We start from the raw sequence: 18,628 nt of genomic DNA on the forward strand, positions 1-18,628 counted from the left end.
GTCCTTTGTCGCAAGACGGAATTTATTTCCGTCGCGAAGTAAAAAATGTTTCCAAAATGTTTCCAACTTTTTCTAAACTTCCGTTACTTTTTTAAAAGTAAGGAGAAAAAATGAAAAAAATTCTAGCTTTAAGTGTTGCAAGTTTTGCTTTAGCGGGTGCTTTAAATGCGGCTGATTTAAAAATCGCAGGTTCATCAACCGTGTATCCATTTACTTCTTTTGTAGCTGAAGAGTATGCAGCGATTCACAATACAAAAACTCCTATTGTAGAGAGTTTAGGAACAGGGGGTGGATTTAAAGTATTTTGCGAGGGCATAACTGACATTTCTAATGCTTCAAGAGCGATGAAATTTAGCGAATTTGAAACTTGCAAAAAAGCGGGAGTTACTGATATAGTAGGGATTATGGTAGGTTATGATGGTATAGTTTTAGCGCAAAATAAAGCCAACGCACCTTTAAATATCACTAAAAAAGAACTTTTCTTAGCATTAGCAAAAGAAATTCCACAAAATGGAAAACTTATACCAAATCCTTATACAAACTGGAATCAAATCAATAAAAATTTACCTAATCGTAAAATCAGCGTTTATGGTCCTCCATCAAGCTCAGGCACAAGAGATACTGTAGAAGAACTTGTAATGAGTGATATTTCTAAAAAAATTCCTGAATACAAAGGCGAGTATAAAACCATACGCCAAGATGGAGCTTATATTCCAAGTGGTGAAAATGATAATCTAATCGTTTCAAAACTTACTATCGATAAAGATGCTTTTGGGCTTTTTGGTTATGGATTTTTAGTAAGCAATGTGGATAAAATCAATGCAGCAGATATTGATGGTGTAAAAGCAGATGAAAAAAATATTGCTGATGGAAAATACGATCTTGCAAGAAGTTTATTTATCTATATCAATGCAAAGAAAAATCCTAAAGAAGCCTTTGAATTTGCAAAAATTTATATGAGTGATGATTTGGCAAAAAGTGGTGGAGAGCTTGAAAAAATAGGACTTGTTCCTTTAAGTGATGATAAATTAAAAGCTTCTCAAAAACATGTAGAAGATAGAAAAATTTTAAATGATGAGCTTGTAAAAGCTGGAAAAGTTTTTTAAGGAAAAACTTTGTTAAAAGAAAAAATAATCAAATTTGCACTTTTTTTATGTGCTTTTGTAAGCGTGATAGTAAGTTTTGCTATCATGCTTACAATTTTAATTGAAGCTTTAAAATTCTTTCAAAAAGAAAGCGTTGTTACCTTTTTATTCTCAAGTCAGTGGGCAGCTGATGCAGCTTTTATGAATGCAGATGGCACGAGTAAACAAGGTGTTTTTGGGGCGCTATCGCTTTTTTGGGGAACTTTTTATATTTCATTGATTGCTATGCTAACGGCTTTACCTTTAGGGGTTATGTGTGCTATATATTTAGGTGTTTTTGCTGGCAAAAAATCTAAAAATTACTTAAAACCTATTTTAGAAATCATTGCAGGGATTCCTACTGTTGTTTTTGGATTTTTTGCGGCTATAGTTGTAGCGCCTTTTATAGTGTGGTTTTTTTCTTTATTTGGGATACAGGCAAGTTTTCAAAGTGCTTTAGGCGCAGGTTTTATCATGGGGATCATGATAGTACCTATAGTGGCTTCTTTATCTCAAGATTGTATTGAAGCAGTAAGCGAGAAAAGGATTAATGGCGCTTATGCTTTAGGTATGACAAAAAAAGAAGTGGTTTTTGCTGTGATTTTACCTGAGGCTATTCCTGGTATAGTTGCAGCTTGTCTTTTAGGACTTTCAAGAGCCTTAGGTGAAACCATGATAGTGGTAATGGCAGCTTCTTTGCGTCCAAATTTAACGATGAATTTTTTAGAAGATATGACAACAGTAACGGTAAAAATCGTAGAAGCTTTAAGTGGAGATCAAGCTTTTGATAGTTCTTTGGCTTTAAGTGCTTTTTCTTTAGGTTTGGTGCTTTTTGTCATCACTTTAATCATCAATATGTTTAGCGTTTATCTTATCAATCGCTTTCACAAAAGGAAAAATTTATGAAAAAACTTTTTAAAAAAAGACAAAAAGCTTCAAAGTCTTTTAAAAGACTTTGTAAAATGGGGCTTTATATTAATTTAATTTTTCTTTGTATCTTTTTAGGAAGTGTGGCTTATCTTGGATTTCCTGCTTTTAAGCAAACCTATATTTTTGTAGAGGCTAATAGAAATTCTCCTGCTTATGATCTTTTATCTCGCGCAGAACAAAGAAAAATAAGAACAGGACAAATCACTGAAAAATCTTGGCTTTTGGCAAATTCAGAAGTAGATCAATATATGAAGCAAAAATATAATCGCCTTAGTGAAAAACAAAGAACTTTAGTCGATGATCTTGTGCAAAAAGGCGAGATAGAGCTTAAATTTAATAGCAATTTCTTTTTAAATGGAGACTCAAAATCTCCTGAAAATTCAGGAATTTTATCTTCAGTTGTAGGGACTTTGCTTGTTATGCTTGTTTGTATGGTTGTGAGTGTTCCTATAGGCGTTGCAGCGGCAATTTACTTAGAAGAATTTGCACCACAAAATATCCTTACGCATTTTATAGAAGTGTGTATTAACAACCTTGCAAGTATTCCTAGTATCTTGTTTGGACTTTTAGGACTTGGAGTGTTTATCAACCTTTTTGGAATGCCTCGTTCAAGTGCTTTAGTGGGTGGGCTTACTTTGGCGATCATGAGTTTGCCTATTATCATTGTTTCAACCAAAGCGGCCTTAAAAAGTGTGGATATCAATATGAAAAATGCTGCTTATGCCTTAGGTATGACAAAGGTTCAAATGGTAAAAGGCATTATGCTACCTTTAGCTATGCCTATGATTTTAACAGGTTCTATTTTGACTTTAGCAGGGGCTATAGGCGAGACTGCACCTTTGATGATTATCGGTATGATAGCATTTATCCCTGATGTAGCTAGTTCGATTTTTGATCCAACTAGCGTTTTACCTGCTCAAATTTACTCATGGTCGGCTATGCCAGAGCGTGCATTTTTAGAAAGAACAGCAGCGGGTATTATTGTGCTTTTAGGACTTTTAGTTGTGTTAAATCTTAGTGCAATATTATTAAGAAAATATTTTCAAGGAAAATTAAAGTGATAGCAAAAACAACAAATTTAAATTTATTTTATGGAAAAAAACAAGCTTTATTTGATATCAATATGCAAATAGAGCAAAACAAAATTACTGCACTCATCGGTGCTTCAGGATGTGGTAAATCCACTTTTTTGCGTTGTTTTAATAGAATGAATGATAAAATTGCAAAAATCGATGGTTTAGTGGAAATTGAAGGAAAAGATGTTAAAAATCAAGATGTAGTAGCCTTGCGTAAAAATGTAGGCATGGTTTTTCAACAACCCAATGTTTTTGTAAAAAGCATTTATGAAAACATCTCTTATGCACCAAAACTTCACGGTATGATTAAAAACAAAGATGAAGAAGAAGCTTTGGTGGTGGATTGCTTGCAAAAAGTGGGGCTTTTTGAAGAGGTTAAAGATAAATTAAAGCAAAATGCCCTAGCTCTTTCAGGTGGACAACAACAACGCCTTTGTATCGCAAGAGCTTTAGCAATAAAACCTAAGCTCTTGCTTTTAGATGAGCCAACTTCCGCACTTGATCCTATTAGCTCAGGTGTTATAGAAGAGCTTTTAAAAGAATTAAGTCATAATCTTTCCATGATTATGGTAACGCACAACATGCAACAAGGCAAACGCGTGGCTGATTATACTGCATTTTTTCATCTAGGCGAGCTTATAGAATTTGGTGAAAGTAAAGAATTTTTTGAAAATCCAAAACAAGAAAAAACTAAGGCTTATTTAAGCGGTGCTTTTGGCTGAGATTTATACAAAAACAAGTATCTTTGTATTAAAATTATATCCTTAAAAAAGAATTTTATAAGGATATAGTTTTGTTTGAAACACTTTTAAAACTAAGCGAAGAACCTTTAAAAAGCAAGATTAAGGATTTGTATTTTTCTAAATTTAATTATGTAGGTGCTAAGATTGATTTTTGTATCACTCAAAATTTAGGACTTTTAGGTGAAATTAATTTGCTTTGGGCTGAAGCCAAACAAGGAAAAAGTGAGCTTAAAAAATCTTTTGTACAGCTTGTGCTTACCATAGGAAAATATAAATTTTATACAGAGCAAACTCCAAATTTACTTTGTGCTTTTGATGGAGAAAAGATAGCTTTTTTACCCTTTGCTTGTTTGCAAGAAATTTTTTATCAAAGCGATATAAACTTTAGTGTAACGCCTAGCAATCATACAAGTGAGCAATTTTTAAAACTTCTAAAAGAATTAGATAGTATTTTAAATACAGCGCAAATTTTTTATTATGAAAAAAATGATGAAGAATTAAAAACTTTCATAAAAGAAAATCTTACAAGCGAAAATATAAGTAAAATTAAAATCGATAAAAACAATTTTGTAAGTATTTATCATAAATGGAATAAAATGGTTAAAGATACTATCAGTATTGATTGGAATTTGGCTAAAAAAAGCGGGATTATAGATGCTGATTTTTATTTGGCTGATTTGCTTTCAAGTGAAAATGAAACTATCAGTCAAAATTTATTTGCCATTCTTAAAAAAGATTATTATGAGTTTAATAAAACAAAAAGTGATTTAGGCTCTATCATTAACGAACGCACTTCTTTTAAAGATAATCAAAAAGCTCATCATGAATTTTGGGCGATTTACGAGCGTCCTCCAAGGGAAGAATTTTGGGATTATATTATAAAACGCAGAGATTTGCTTGTAGATCAAGATGTAAGAGAGCGAAAAGGAGCATTTTTTACCCCAAGAATTTGGGTGGATAAAGCTTGTGAGTATCTTTCTAAAACTTTTGGGGAGGATTATGAAGAGGGATATTATATATGGGATTTAGCGGGTGGAACAGGAAATTTACTAGCAAATTTTACAAATAAAAAAAATATCTTTTGTTCTACTCTTGATAAAGCCGATATAGATGTGATACATGAGCGTATAAAAAATGGTGCGAATTTGTTTGAAAATCATGTTTTTCAATTTGATTTTTTAAATGATGAATTTTTTGATAAGTGTGATGATAAGGGTAAAATCATCCAAAAATCAAAATTACCTTTAAATTTGCAAGAAATTTTAAAAGATGAAAATAAACGCAAAAAATTAATAATCTTTATAAATCCACCTTATGCGGAGGCTACAAGCGCTACACAGGTTACAAATACAGGAAAAAATAAAGATAAAGTAGCAAGAGAAAATAAAATTTGTGAAAAATATAAAGACATTTTAGGAAAAGCGAACAATGAGCTTTTTGCACAATTTTTTATCAGAATTTATTGTGAGTTAGAAGATTGTTTAATGGCTAGTTTTTCTAAATTAAAATATGTAAATTCTACCAATTTTATAAAATTTAGAGAGAATTTTAAGGCTAAATTTTTAAAAGGTTTTATGGTGCCTGCTGATACCTTTGATAATGTAAAAGGAAAATTTCCCATAGGATTTTTGATATGGGATATGAGTAAAAAAGAAGAAATTAAAAAAATAAAACTTGATACATTTAATAAAAATGGGAGTTTTTTAGGAATAAAAACTTTTTATAATGATCAAAAAGAAAGTATTAATAAATGGATCAAGATTTTTGATGATAAAAAATCACAAGAGAAATTTGGATTTATGGGAAACCCAAGCCCAGATTTTCAACATAATAGCCAATTATATCTTTCTCTTAACAAAGGAATAGAGCATTTTAATTTTTACATATTCTCGCTAAAAAACCTGTTAAATGGTGCTGTATATTTCTCTGTTCGTCATGCTATAAATGCTACTTGGATAAATGATAGAGATCAGTTTTTATATCCTAATGATTTATATAAAAATGATGATGAGTTTAAAAGTGATTGTTTAGCTTTTATGCTTTTTCATGGACAAAATCGCATAAGTGCAAAAGAAGGGATAAATCATTTCATACCTTTTAGTGAAAAAGAACTAGGTATCACAAAAGAAGCTTTTGAGAGTGATTTTATGTATAAATTTATAAAGGGCAAGATAAAAGATGAAAACTCACTTTTTGGTGATGAGTTAGTAAAGATAGAATTCAGTCTTGAAGCTCAAGAGCTTTTAAAAGCAGGAAAAGAACTTTTTAAGTATTATCACACACATAGCGAGGATAAAGGCTATCTTGTCAATGCTTCGTTTTATGATATCAAAGAATTTTTTCAAGGTAGGGATGAAAAAGGTAGGATGAATCGTCCTAGCCAAGCAAAAGACGAGCATTATAAAATTTTACTAAGTGATTTAAACATAGCTTTAAATGCTTTAGCTAAAAAGTTAGAGCCAAAAATTTATGAATACGGCTTTTTAAAAGAGTAATCATGGCAAAAAAACAACTCTCTTTAACAAGACTCAGTTTTCCTATATTTTGGGATTTGCTTTCTAAGTATTTAACCGTGATTATCAATACCGCTATGGTGTCGCATTATTCTAATTTTCTTGTTGGTGCTATGGGCGCTGGAAATCAAATTTTAGATCTTTTTATCACTATTTTTTCATTTTTAAGTGTGGGTTGTAGTGTGGTGATCGCACAAGCAATTGGTGCAAAAGATCATGTTTTAGCAAGAAAAGTGATTCATCAAAGTTTGTTCTTAAATGCACTTTTAGGCTTTGTATGCGGTGTGCTTATTTTATGGCATGGGGAGTATTTGCTTTATCTTTTAAAAATTCCACAAGAATTGCTCAAAGATAGCGAAATTTACTTACATATGCTTGCAATTTGTTTGTTTTTTGATGCCATAGGTATTGTTTTAGCTGCTATTGTAAGGGTTTATAATATGGCTTATTGGGTCATGTTTATAGGTTTTTTGATGGATATAGTGGTGATTTGTGGAAATTATTATGTTTTGCATTATACAAAGTCAGAACTTTTTGGAATAGGGCTTAGTAATATTTTTGCTCGCATTGTTGCTATAGTTGCTTTGTTTGCGATACTTTTTTATAAACTTAAAATTCATCTTAAAATCAAAGAAATGATAAAACTTGAAAAAGAAGTTTTAAAAAAGGTTTTAAATATAGGAGGATTTTCAGCAGGGGAAAATCTTTTGTGGATAGTCCAATATACTATAGCTTTTGCTTTTGTAGCAAGCTTAGGTGAGGCGAGTTTGAGTGTGCAAACGATTTATTTTCAAATTTCAATGCTTATCATGCTTATAGGACAAGCTATAAGCATAGCTAATGAAATCATAGTAGGTAAATTAGTCGGTGCTAGGTATGAAAATATCGCTTATAAACACGCTTGGCGTGCTTTATATTTTAGTGTAATAGCGAGTGCTTTAGTGGCGTTTTTAAACTATCTTTGTCAAGATTTTACTATGCAAATTTTAGGGCTTAAAGAAGAGCTAAAAAATTTAATGATACCTTTATTTGCTCTTTCAATCTTTCTTGAAATTTCACGAACTTTTAATATAGTTATGGTTAATTCCTTGCGCGCAAGTGGCGATGCTAAGTTTCCATTTTTTAGCGGACTTGTTTTTATGATGGGGGTATCTTTGCCTGTGGGTTATGTGCTTTGTTTTCATTTTAATCTTGGAATTTTAGGGGTTTGGATAGGATTTTGTGCAGATGAATTTTTGCGTGGAATGGTAAATTCATACAGATGGAAAAGTAAAAAATGGCAAGGCAAAGCTCTAGTTTAAAATCATTTATTTATAAAGATGAGTGCTATTTTTATTCTAAAAAACGCATAAAAACTTTAAGATTAAGGATCAATGAAAGGGGTGAATTTGTTCTTAGCATTCCTTATTTTTGCACCTTTAAAAGTGTTTATGAGTTTTTAGATAAATCAAGTTCTTGGATGAATGAGGCAAAAAAAAGATTTGAAAAAAAAGTTTTAAAAGATGATGAGTTAATCTTTTTAGCTAAAAAATATAAAATTATTTTTGATGAAAATGTCAAAAAAACTTATTTTGATAAAGATAAAATAATTTGTCAAAATAAAGCAAAATTAGATTTATTTTTAAGACAAAATGCTAAAAAGATTTTTACTTTTTATCTTAAAAAATGGAGTCAAAAAACAGGTTTATTTTACACGCACTTAAGCATTAAAAATATGAAAACGCGTTGGGGTTCTTGCAATCATAATAAAGCTTATATTAATTTAAATTTAAAACTCATTCAAAAGAGTTTAAGGGCTATTGAATATGTGATTTTGCATGAAATATGCCACTTAAAATTCCCTAATCACAGCAAAGAATTTTACGATTTTATTGAGTATTTTATGAGTGATTTTAGGCAAAGAGAGAAAGAATTTTTAAGTTAAAAATGTTATATTTATAGTTTATTTTTCAAAAAAGGCATAATATGACTTTGGATTTTGATTTTATTTATAATGCGGATAATGATATTTTTGAATATTTATTGCGTTTTTATGCGAAAAATTATAATTACACCCTTAGTAAAGAAGAAAATACTTATCATTTTTCTATCGATGCAGATGAAGAAAATTTAAAGACTTTTTGCGATTCTTTGAATTTCATGAGTCATAGCGTTTTTTTGAAAAAATTTGATGTAAAAGCGGGGCAGGGTTTTAACCCTTGTATACCAGAAGATAAAGAATTTTCAAGATTTTCTTATATTACTCATTTAAATTCTAATGCTTATCAAGAAAAAAAACTTTTAAACAAAAACGAATGGGGCGTGTTTTGTGAGTGTGAATTTTCAAGCAATTTATCAGAATTTGAAAAAATCAATGAAGAAAATTTCAATACTTTTTTAAATCTTGCCTTTGATTTGTTAAGTCAAGAAAAAAAGATTTATTTGAAAGATAAAAACGGCATTTATGAATTTTCTTTGTTTAAGAACGAATTTATAGGAGATTTTTTACTTCCTTGTGATATTAAAGCTATAAATTCAGTTTTTGTTTGTTCAAATGAAAATTTAAAACTTCTTGCAAGTTTAGAAAAACCTTTGATGAAGCTAAGGCTTAATGCTATGTTTAGAAAAAATCACAATCTTGATTTTAGTGATTTTAAAATCAGACTTGCTAGAGATTTGTTTTGCTTTGCTTTAGGTTTGAAACTTTTTGAAAATGAGTATAAATTTTTAAGCGTAAAAAAGATAGAAGAGTATCAAAAAGATTTTTATATCAGTGCTTTAGATGAGCAAGTGGTGGTTTTGGAAGGCTTTGAATTTATCAATGCTAAGGCAAGAGAGCTTGTTTTTTCTAAAGAAGATAAAAATATGGCAAGAATTTCTTATCTTGTAAGCCGTTATAAAGAAAAGGCTTTTATTTTAGAGCTAAGTAAAGATGATGAAGATATTTTGCTTATCAACAAAGAGCTTAATTTGCTTAAACTTTGCTTACCAAAACACAGCAAAGAGCTTTATGAAGAGATACAAAAAGATGAAATCGGCGCAAGACTTTTAGAAAATTTTGCCAAAGAATTTCCGCTTTTAAATGAGAGTTTTGAACTTAAAAACAATTTTTATTCTTTACTTTGCTTGGTGGGTAGGGTGTTAAATTTGGATGAAAATTTACACAAGGCAGGAGAAAAACTTTTAAAAATCGCAGACGAATCTAAAATGCCTCGTGGAGTAAAGATTGATTATCGTTTGAAAGAAGATAAAAGTTTTGATTATACAAGAACTTTAAGATCTGCTATGAGTTTTATGTTAGCAGGTGTGGATAGTGCTAATATAGCTTATGGAGCGGTTGAGAGTTTGGCTTATTTCTTACGTGATACTTATGATGAATTAAGAGAGAAAAAGCAAAGTGATTTAGCACTTATAAGTGGATCTTTGTTTGAACATAAATCTTTGCTTAAAAATACTTTAAAACATCTTAAAAATTGTCAGTTAAGCGATGTGCCACTTAGGGTATAAGATCAAAATTTCAGGACTTGTTCAAGGCGTAGGTTTTCGTCCTCTTGTCTTTGAGCTTGCCTCTGAATTAGGACTTCATGGAGAAGTAAAAAATGATGGTTTTGGGGTAGAAATTATCCTTGCTTGTACCAAAGAAGAATGCGAGAATTTTATCTATAAGCTCAAAGAGAAGCTCCCACCTTTAGCAAGGATAGATAGTATTGATATCACAGAGCAAACGACTACAAATTATACCCATTTTAGCATAGGTACTTCTTTGCAAAATGCAAAAACTACTCCAATGCTTAGTGATTTTGCACTTTGTAAAGAGTGTAAAAAAGAATTTTTTGATGAAAAAAATCCGCGTTTTTTATATCCTTTTATCACTTGTACACATTGTGGGCCAAGATTTAGCATCATTAAAAATCTCCCTTATGATAGGTGCAATATCACAATGGAAGCATTGAAAATGTGTGAGTTTTGCAAAAGTGAGTATGAAGATCCTAAAAATAGGCGTTTTCATGCCCAGCCTATAAGTTGCCCTCAGTGTAAAATCGATGTTTTTTTAAAAAATAAAAAGGGTGAAATTCTAGCTCAAGATGATGAAGCTTTTAAGACCTGTGCTAAGCTTTTAAAGCAAGGAAAAATTTTAGCTATCAAAGGCATGGGGGGATTTCATTTGATGTGCGATGCCTTTAATCTTGAAGCTATAAAGGAGCTAAGACTTAGAAAAAACCGCCCCAAAAAACCCTTTGCCTTAATGTGTAGAGATATGAGCGATGCTAAAGAGCTTTGTTTTGTGGATGAAGAGGAAGAAAAACTGCTTGGTTCTATTTTAGCTCCTATCGTGATTTTAAAAGCTAAAAAAGCCTTTTCTTTAATCGCTCCTGATGTGGATAAACTCGGCATTATGTTAGCCTATACTCCACTGCATCTTTTACTTTTTAGATATTTTGATGGGATTTTAGTAGCAACAAGTGCAAATTTAAGTGGTGAAAGTATTATTAAAGATGAGGATAATTTGCTTAAAAAGCTTGGCAATGTTTTTGATTTTTATCTAGACTATGCAAGAGAAATTCACAATCCAAGCGATGATAGCATTGCTCAAGTTGTAAATGGAAAAACTATGTTTTTACGCACTTCAAGAGGTTTAAATCCGACTTATTTGGAAATTAAAAGCGATAAAAAAGGAGTTTTTTTAGCTTTGGGTTCGGAGTTAAAAAATGAATTTGTGATTTTTTATGAAAATAAACTTTTGATTTCTCCTTATATAGGAGATTTAAAAAGTGTTGATGTGCACGAGAGATTTTTTTCTTTGCTTGATTTTTTTAAACAAAGTTATGATTTGAGTTTTGATCAAATACTTTGCGATAAGCATCCTAATTTTAGCTATACAAAAGAATTTTACAATACTTATAAAATTCAGCACCATTACGCACATTTTTGCGCACTTTATTTTGAATACGAAAAAGAATTTAAAAAAGATGAAAAAGCTTTGGGTTTTATCTTTGATGGCACGGGTTATGGTGATGATGGAAGAATTTGGGGTGGCGAGATTTTTATAGGGAATTTAAAACAATACGAAAGAATCGCGCATTTTGAAAATTTCACCCTTATCAATAGCGATATAAAAAATATACAAAATTTAGCTTTGAGCTTGATTTGGCATTATGATTTAGAAGATGAGGCTAAGATATTTTTATCTAAAATTCCAAAAATAAAACTTGAAAATCTTAAAAAAATTCACACCCACTCTACACTTCAAACAAGTTCTTTAGGACGCATTATCGATGCTTTTGGAAGTATTGTTTTTAACTTAGAAAAAAGTTCTTATGAAGCTCAAGTTGGCTTAATGTGTGAAGCTTTTTATGATAAAAATCTTGATTTTTCTTATAAGCTTTTTGTAGAAAAAGGGCAGGTTAATTTTAAAAATTTAATCCTAGGGGCTTTGCAAGATGAAAAAACTAAGGCGATTACAGGTATGTTTAATGCCTTGGCAAATTTTATCATAGATTTTAGCAAAGATTATGATTTAAAAGTGCTTTTAAGCGGAGGGGTTTTTCAAAACAAAACCTTGCTTGAAATTTTAAAAGCTAAAAATTTTGATTTTTTTATACCTTTAAAGTACCCTTGTAATGATAGCTCCATAGCCTTAGGACAAATGGTGCATTTTTTAAATTTAGAAAAATAAAGCAAATATTCTAAAAACTCATAATTTTTTAATGCTTTTAAGGTTAAAATGAAACAAAAAATATATAAGGAAAGAAAATGTGTAAAGATTGCGGCTGCTCTATAAATTCAAGCCATACGCATGGTCATCATCACGACCACCATCATGAAAATCCAAGTTTAAAAGAAAGCAAAACCATAGAAGTGATTTCTAAAATTTTAAGCAAAAATGATGAAGAAGCTAAGCACAATAGAGCGCATTTTAATGAAGCTAACACGCTTTGTATCAATTTAATGAGTTCTCCAGGTAGTGGAAAAACTACGCTTTTAGAAAGCACGATTAAGGCTTTGAAAAATGAACTTAAAATTGCTGTGATTGAAGGGGATTTAGAAACCAATAATGACGCTCTAAGGGTAAAAAATGCCGGAGCTTTGGCATATCAAATCACTACAGGGCAAAGCTGTCATTTGGATGCTTTTATGGTGCATGAGGCTTTGCATCATTTAGCCATTGATGATGTGGATTTGCTTTTTATAGAAAATGTTGGAAATTTAGTCTGTCCTGCAAGTTATGATTTAGGAGAGCATTTAAATGTGGTTTTGCTTTCTGTTACCGAAGGAAGCGATAAACCGCAAAAATATCCTGTGATGTTTAAAAAGGCTGATATAGTTTTAATCACAAAGGCAGATTTAGCTCATCATTTTGATTTTGATGTTAAAGAGGCGACTAGGTTGATTAAAGAATTAAATCCTAGAGCAGATATTATCACCCTTGATGCAAAAAATGGCACCAATATGGAGCTTTGGTATAAGGTGCTTAAACTTAAAAAGGAGCTTTTTTAATGTGTTTGTCTATACCTTCTGAAATTTTAGAAATCGATGAGTTAAACAATGCTTTAGTACAAACTTTAGGCGTGAAAAGAAAAGTTAATTTGGATTTGATTGATGAACCTTTAAAACAAGGCGATTATGTATTAATCCATGTAGGCGTTGCTATGGAAAAAATCGACAAAGAAGCTGCACTAGAAAGCATTAAAACCTATCAAGAAATAGTAGAAAAAATGAATAGTGGAGAGATAAAAAGTGATGAAGGAGATTTGGGTTTAAATGAATTTTATCGATGAATTTAGAGATAAAGAAAGCATTTTAGCTTTAAAAAAACTCATAGAACAAGAACTTAAAAATCCTATTAATATCATGGAAATTTGCGGTGGGCATACGCATAGTATCATGAAATATGCTTTGCCTTCTATTTTGCCAAAGGAAATTAACTTTATCCATGGGCCAGGATGTCCTGTTTGTGTTATGCCAAGAGTTCGCATTGATACAGCTATCAAGTTAGCCTCCATGAAAGATACGATTTTTTGTACTTTAGGGGATCTTTTAAGGGTGCCTGGAAGTGAAATTTCTTTACTGGATTTAAGAGCTAAAGGGGCTGATGTTAGAGCGCTTTATTCTCCGCTTGAGGTTTTGGAAATTGCTAAGCAAAATTTAAACAAAAATATCATCTTTTTTGCTATAGGTTTTGAAACTACTACGCCTATGAGTGCTTTACTTCTTCAAAAGGTTATAGAAGAAAAAATAAATAATGTCTTTTTTCATATCAATCATATCACAGTTCCAGCACCTGTAGAAGCGATCATGAATGATGAAAATGTAAAAATCAATGCTTTTTTAGGTCCTTCTCATGTGAGTGTGATAACAGGTTATGGTATTTATGAGCCTTTAGCAGCAAAATTTAAAACCCCTATAGCGGTGAGTGGTTTTGAGCCAGTTGATATTTTAGAAAGTGTGTTAAATATCATAAAACAAAGCAATGAAGGCACTTTTAAAGTGTATAATCAATACAAAAGAGCCGTAAGCAAAGAAGGCAATGTTAAAGCACAAAATTTAGTAAAAAAATACTTTAGGGTGTGTGATTTTGAATTTCGTGGCTTAGGACTTATTAAAGATGGAGGCTTGGAGTTAAAAGAAGAATTTAGCGCTTACGATGCGAGTAAAAAATTTGATTGTACGGTGCAAAGTAAAAATGAAAGCAAAGCCTGTATTTGTGGGCAAATTTTAAGAGGTTTGGCCAAGCCTTATGATTGTAAAGTTTTTGGCAAGGCTTGTACGCCAAGAAGTCCTATAGGAAGTTGTATGGTTTCTGGCGAGGGTGCTTGTGCGGCGTATTATAAATACTCAAAGGTGAATGCATGAAAAATATTTCCTTAGCCCACGGAGGCGGTGGAGAAGAGATGAATGAGCTTTTAACTAAGCTTTTTGAGATCTTTGATAATGAAATTTTAAACGCAAATAATGATGCAGCGATTTTGGGAAATTTGGCTTTAAGCACAGATTCTTTTGTCTTAAGTCCTATCTTTTTAGATGATGAGGTAAATATAGGTAAGCTTTGCGTTTGCGGTTCTGTTAATGATGTTTTAATGGTAGGGGCAAAACCAAAGTACCTTAGCCTAGGACTTATTTTAGAAGAGGGTTTTGAGCTAGAAAAATTAGAACGCATTGTAAAAAGCATTAAAGAAGAATGTGAAAAATGTGGAGTTATGTTAGTTTGTGGCGATACTAAAGTTGTTCCTAAGGGCAAAGCAGATGAAATTTATATCAACACTACTGCTTTAGGTGAAATCATCGCTAAAAAAGAGAGTAAAAATATCAAAGCAGGGCTTAGCATACTTCTTTCAGGCGATATAGGAAGGCATGGAGCCAGTGTTTTAATCAAAAGAAATGAGTTAGAAGCTGATGTTAAAAGTGATTGTAAGGCTTTGGATAAAGAGGTTTTAGAGCTTTTAGAAAAAGATATAAAGGTTGTAGCAATGAGAGATGCTACTCGTGGGGGGCTTAGTGCGGTTTTAAATGAGTGGGCAAAGCAAAGCGGAAATGATCTTTTGATCTTTGAAGAAAAAATCATCGTTCAAGATGAGGTTTTAGGACTTTGCGAGCTTTTTGGTTATGAAGCTTATGAGCTTGCAAATGAAGGCACTTTCATACTGTGCGTGGAAAAAGAAGATGAGTTAAAAGCCTTAGAAATTCTAAAAAAATACAATGTAAATGCGAGTATTATAGGAGAAGTTTTAGAAGAGAAAAAAGCACGCGTGATCTTACAAAACGCTTATGGGGCAAAACGCTTTTTAGAAAGCCCTAAAGGCGAACTTTTACCAAGAATTTGCTAATGCACGAATTAAGTATAGTAGAATCTTTAATCGAACTTTGTGAAGAAAATGCCTTAAACAATAAGGCTTGCAATGTACAAGAAATTTATGTAAAAATTGGGCGTTTAAGCGGTATAGAAGTGGATCTTTTTAAGCGTTGTTTTGAAACTTTTAAAGAAAACTCAAATATTTGTAAAAATGCTAAACTTTTTATAGAACTTGCCCCACTTGAAATTTTATGCTTAAAATGTGATCAAACAAGCATTTTAGAAGAAAATGTTTTTAAGTGTCCTAAATGTCAAAGTATAGAATACAAAATCACACAAGGTGAGGATTTACACCTTATGCGACTTGTGATGGAGTGAATCAAAAAATTGATTTTTTGCAAAACGATAATCTCTTAAATAAAGAATTTTAGGGAAATTTTACAAGAAATTTAAAGAGCAAAATAAGAAATGAGATTGTCAATAATCTAACTTTTTATAATCCTTGCAAGCTTTAGCAAAGTGGCGATTAGAAATTCTTTTTTAGCAAGTTTGGAATTGGTTTTAAGTTCGTATTCACTTTTAAGCAAAAGGTTAAAAATTTCTTTATAATGTTTGATTTTTAAGCTAAAAGCTTGTTCGTTTAAATTTTGTGCTACTTGAGGCGGAGGAGTATAACCTAAGAGTTCTTTAAAATCCACTTTCCCATAAATTTTAGCATAAAGAGCAATTTTAAAAAGACGGTAAAAGGCAGAACTTAAAGAGTTAATCAAAGCAATTTCATTAAAATTATCCAAAATCTTCTCAAGCTCATTTTTAAAATCGGCTCTTTTTAAAATCTTTTCAAAGAAGCTTTCAAAACTTCCTATGTTTAAGCTATAACAATATTGCTCTATGGTTTTTTCATCCACTCTTAAGCCGCTGAATTTATTAAGCTCGCTAGCAGCAAGATACAAATTCTCATCAAAGCTTGTAAAAAGGGTAAATAAAGCATTTTGAGTGATTTCTATATGGAGTTGTTTTGCTTTTATGCTTAAAAGCTCTATCCCTTCTCTTGCGTTATTGGCCTTGAAAAAACGCACAAAATTAGGAGAAAAGATTTTTTCTATATCGCTTTGTTTAGAGCTTTCATCGTAAAGTTCTAAAAGTAAGAAATTGTCTTTATTGTTTTTACAAAGCTCAACTAAAACTTTAAGTTCTTTTGTGGGAATTTTTTTAGAAGTTTTGATTTCTAAAAGCTTTTTTTCGCTAAAAAGCGAACCTCCGCTTAGAAAATCACTTGCACGAGTAAAGCTGTATTCTTCAAAAAATAATTTTAAAATTTCATCCGCTTGGTATTTTTCCTTGATAAAATCAGCATAAAGCTCACTTTGAAAATTATCAGCTCCATAAAGAAAGAAAAAATTATCAATTTGATTTTTGGAAAGTAAATTTTGAAGTTCTTTTCTATACATTACTTTCCTTTCTAAGTCTTTGGGTGATTTTTGCATAAATTTTTGCCATGATGATGTCAGCTTCTAAAATTTGCACTTCTACGCTTTCTAGTAAATTTACCCGCGTATCATAAAGGATGATATCAGCTCCTTTGATCTCATCATCAAGTTTTGCTATACAAATTCCATCATTTTGCACTACTAGGGCTTTAAATTTTTTGCCTATATTTTTAGCTGCCCATCTCGCAAATTTTCTATCCATAAAATCATAAGCGACTTTATCAGCCTCTCTTTCAAGCACGCTAAGGTTTTCGCAAGTGCTTTGTATATTTAAAAGTAGGTAATTAAAAAGTTTTTCATCTTTTTTTTGTTTAGCTTTTAAAAGTCTATGTAAGATAAGATCAGAATACCTGCGTATAGGACTTGTAAAATGTGAGTATTTGTCAAAACCTAAACCAAAATGCCCCCCGTTTTCGCTAGAATACTCTGCCTTTTTTTGAGCTTTAATGATGAGTTTATCCACTTCCGCTCTTAAGCCAAGCTCATCGGCTAAAGCTTGTATATCGCGTATAAGCTCAGGCAGGTTAGGTTTTAGTTTTACATCGATTCCAAGCTCTAAAAGTTCATTTAAAAGTCTATCTATCTTTTTCATATCTGCACTAGAGTGATTTCTAAAAACACCTACATCGATGAGTTTTGCTGCGGCTTTATTGGCTAAAAGCATACAATCTTCGATCAAATTATGCGAAGGCGTGTCTTTTTCAAAAACTGTGCTTTTTAGACTTAAGTTTTCATCTAGATTCATTCTTAATTCTTCGGTGCGAAATTCAAAGGCATTTTTAAGACGCATTTTGCGTAAATTTTTTGTGATTTCAAAAAGCTCATAAAGCCATGAAAGCTCTTTTAAATCAGGTTTTTGTATCAAAATTTCATCAACTTCATCATAATTAAAACGGCGTTTTGAGTTGATAATACCTTCAAAAAGTTCTTCTTTTATGACTTTATTTTCATGATCGAGTGTGATTTTAAAACAATACACTAAGCGATCTAAATGAGGCTTTAAAGAACAGATATTTTCACTCAAAGGACGAGGTAGCATAGGTATAGCAATATGTGGAAAATAAATAGAAAATCCACGATTTCTTGCTTCTTTATCTATAGCGCTATAAGCATGAACATATTCGCTAACATCAGCAATAGCTACATAAATTTCTCGTTTTTGAGTGTCAAAATAAATCGCATCATCAAAATCTTTTGCATGTATAGGATCTATGGTGCAAAAAGGCAAGGCTCTTAAATCCATGCGATTTTTATACATGCTTGCATCAACGCTATCGCCGTTTGCTAGAGCTTCTTTGATGCAAGCGTCGCTAAATTCGTTATTTTTATTAAAAAGAGCTAAGGAGATTTTTTCATCTACGCTTTCATCATCGATATGTCCTAAAACTTCTATGATATTGTTATTTTCATTTTCTATTTTTAAAATTGTCCCTAAAGGTAGTGCTTTTAAGGATTTTTGAGAAGCTTTTAAGGTGGTGCTTAATCCTGTTTTGATATTCATTCCAAGAACTGCTTCGCCGTATCTTTTGGTGATAACAAGTGAGGTTTCATTAGCTCTTTTTAAAACCAAAACCACTTTAGCACTAGGGCGTTTTTTCTTTAAGGGGAGTAATTTAGCAGCAACGATATCTTTGTAATTTGCTCCTTTTAAATTTTTATTTTCTATAAGCAAATCTTTTTTAAAACTCTCATCAAAACACTGTAAAAATCCTGTGCCCTTGCTCGAAATATCAAGGGTTCCAAAAACATAGCCATTATTAAGATAGTATCTATTTTTGTGTTCTTTGATGATGTTATTAGCTAGAAGCTCTCTTAGAATTTGTTTAAATTCATTGCTAACTTCATGAGCACTTATGCCGTAATTAAGATTGTTTAAAAATTCTTTCACTGCTTTACTTTATGTAAATTTTCTTGAGAATTCTTGCATAAAGTTTATAAAAAAAATATGAAATTTAAAACTTTATTGTTATAATAAGATCTTT

General features: G+C 31.3%; 16 protein-coding genes. 14 read left to right on the forward strand and 2 right to left on the reverse strand.

What is annotated here, in order from left to right:
- Nucleotides 1–110 precede the first annotated feature (110 nt).
- The 14 genes from KAR88_RS03855 to hypA all read left to right on the forward strand — a co-directional run bounded on the left by KAR88_RS03855 (nt 111) and on the right by hypA (nt 15,534).
- Nucleotides 111–1,106, forward strand: coding sequence for a substrate-binding domain-containing protein (locus tag KAR88_RS03855; RefSeq protein ID WP_002776282.1), 996 nt, complete (start codon nt 111–113; stop codon nt 1,104–1,106).
- 9 nt (nt 1,107–1,115) lie between these two features.
- A complete protein-coding gene (pstC, locus tag KAR88_RS03860) occupies nt 1,116–2,030 on the forward strand; it encodes a phosphate ABC transporter permease subunit PstC (RefSeq protein WP_052780064.1) in 915 nt (304 codons plus the stop codon).
- The gene (gene pstA / locus KAR88_RS03865; RefSeq protein ID WP_002791807.1) at nt 2,027–3,115 is read left to right on the forward strand and encodes a phosphate ABC transporter permease PstA; all 1,089 of its coding nucleotides are present in this window, start codon (nt 2,027–2,029) and stop codon (nt 3,113–3,115) included. Before pstC ends, pstA begins: the two co-directional genes overlap by 4 nt.
- The gene (gene pstB / locus KAR88_RS03870) at nt 3,112–3,852 is read left to right on the forward strand and encodes a phosphate ABC transporter ATP-binding protein PstB (protein WP_002776307.1); all 741 of its coding nucleotides are present in this window, start codon (nt 3,112–3,114) and stop codon (nt 3,850–3,852) included. The genes pstA and pstB overlap by 4 nt, the downstream gene beginning before the upstream one ends.
- Nucleotides 3,853–3,923: 71 nt before the next feature.
- On the forward strand, nt 3,924–6,368 hold the full coding sequence (locus KAR88_RS03875) for a hypothetical protein (RefSeq protein WP_002816764.1): 2,445 nt from the start codon (nt 3,924–3,926) through the stop codon (nt 6,366–6,368).
- A 2-nt stretch (nt 6,369–6,370) separates the two neighbouring features.
- On the forward strand, nt 6,371–7,687 hold the full coding sequence (locus KAR88_RS03880; protein WP_032584688.1) for an MATE family efflux transporter: 1,317 nt from the start codon (nt 6,371–6,373) through the stop codon (nt 7,685–7,687).
- Nucleotides 7,663–8,310: a M48 family metallopeptidase gene (locus KAR88_RS03885; protein WP_002804646.1), complete on the forward strand. Its 648-nt coding sequence runs from the start codon at nt 7,663–7,665 to the stop codon at nt 8,308–8,310. The genes KAR88_RS03880 and KAR88_RS03885 overlap by 25 nt, the downstream gene beginning before the upstream one ends.
- Nucleotides 8,311–8,351: 41 nt before the next feature.
- Nucleotides 8,352–9,872 (forward strand): hypothetical protein, encoded by a 1,521-nt coding sequence (locus tag KAR88_RS03890; RefSeq protein WP_088569549.1) that lies wholly within the window; start codon nt 8,352–8,354, stop codon nt 9,870–9,872.
- Nucleotides 9,853–12,042, forward strand: a complete 2,190-nt coding sequence (gene hypF, locus KAR88_RS03895; protein ID WP_057040302.1) for a carbamoyltransferase HypF — start codon at nt 9,853–9,855, stop codon at nt 12,040–12,042. The genes KAR88_RS03890 and hypF overlap by 20 nt, the downstream gene beginning before the upstream one ends.
- Nucleotides 12,043–12,119: 77 nt before the next feature.
- Entirely contained in the window at nt 12,120–12,863 is a 744-nt protein-coding gene (hypB, locus tag KAR88_RS03900) for a hydrogenase nickel incorporation protein HypB (RefSeq protein ID WP_002793335.1), read from the forward strand.
- Nucleotides 12,863–13,144 (forward strand): HypC/HybG/HupF family hydrogenase formation chaperone, encoded by a 282-nt coding sequence (locus KAR88_RS03905; protein ID WP_002796838.1) that lies wholly within the window; start codon nt 12,863–12,865, stop codon nt 13,142–13,144. The genes hypB and KAR88_RS03905 overlap by 1 nt, the downstream gene beginning before the upstream one ends.
- A complete protein-coding gene (gene hypD / locus KAR88_RS03910) occupies nt 13,128–14,219 on the forward strand; it encodes a hydrogenase formation protein HypD (RefSeq protein WP_002776343.1) in 1,092 nt (363 codons plus the stop codon). Before KAR88_RS03905 ends, hypD begins: the two co-directional genes overlap by 17 nt.
- Nucleotides 14,216–15,190 carry a hydrogenase expression/formation protein HypE gene (gene hypE / locus KAR88_RS03915; RefSeq protein ID WP_002829761.1) on the forward strand — a complete coding sequence of 325 codons (975 nt, stop codon included), beginning with the start codon at nt 14,216–14,218 and terminating at the stop codon, nt 15,188–15,190. Before hypD ends, hypE begins: the two co-directional genes overlap by 4 nt.
- Entirely contained in the window at nt 15,190–15,534 is a 345-nt protein-coding gene (hypA, locus tag KAR88_RS03920) for a hydrogenase maturation nickel metallochaperone HypA (protein ID WP_002776349.1), read from the forward strand. Before hypE ends, hypA begins: the two co-directional genes overlap by 1 nt.
- Nucleotides 15,535–15,641: 107 nt before the next feature.
- Here the strand turns inward: hypA and KAR88_RS03925 are convergent, their stop codons facing one another.
- Both KAR88_RS03925 and KAR88_RS03930 read right to left on the reverse strand, forming a co-directional pair.
- Nucleotides 15,642–16,607: a DNA polymerase III subunit delta gene (locus KAR88_RS03925; RefSeq protein ID WP_002776351.1), complete on the reverse strand. Its 966-nt coding sequence runs from the start codon at nt 16,605–16,607 to the stop codon at nt 15,642–15,644.
- The gene (locus KAR88_RS03930) at nt 16,600–18,534 is read right to left on the reverse strand and encodes a ribonuclease R family protein (RefSeq protein ID WP_052777446.1); all 1,935 of its coding nucleotides are present in this window, start codon (nt 18,532–18,534) and stop codon (nt 16,600–16,602) included. Before KAR88_RS03930 ends, KAR88_RS03925 begins: the two co-directional genes overlap by 8 nt.
- Between the last annotated feature and the right edge of the window lie 94 nt (nt 18,535–18,628).

It is taken from the genome of Campylobacter sp. JH23, assembly GCF_017846595.1.
In the GTDB taxonomy this organism is placed as follows: Bacteria; Campylobacterota; Campylobacteria; order Campylobacterales; family Campylobacteraceae; genus Campylobacter_D; species Campylobacter_D coli.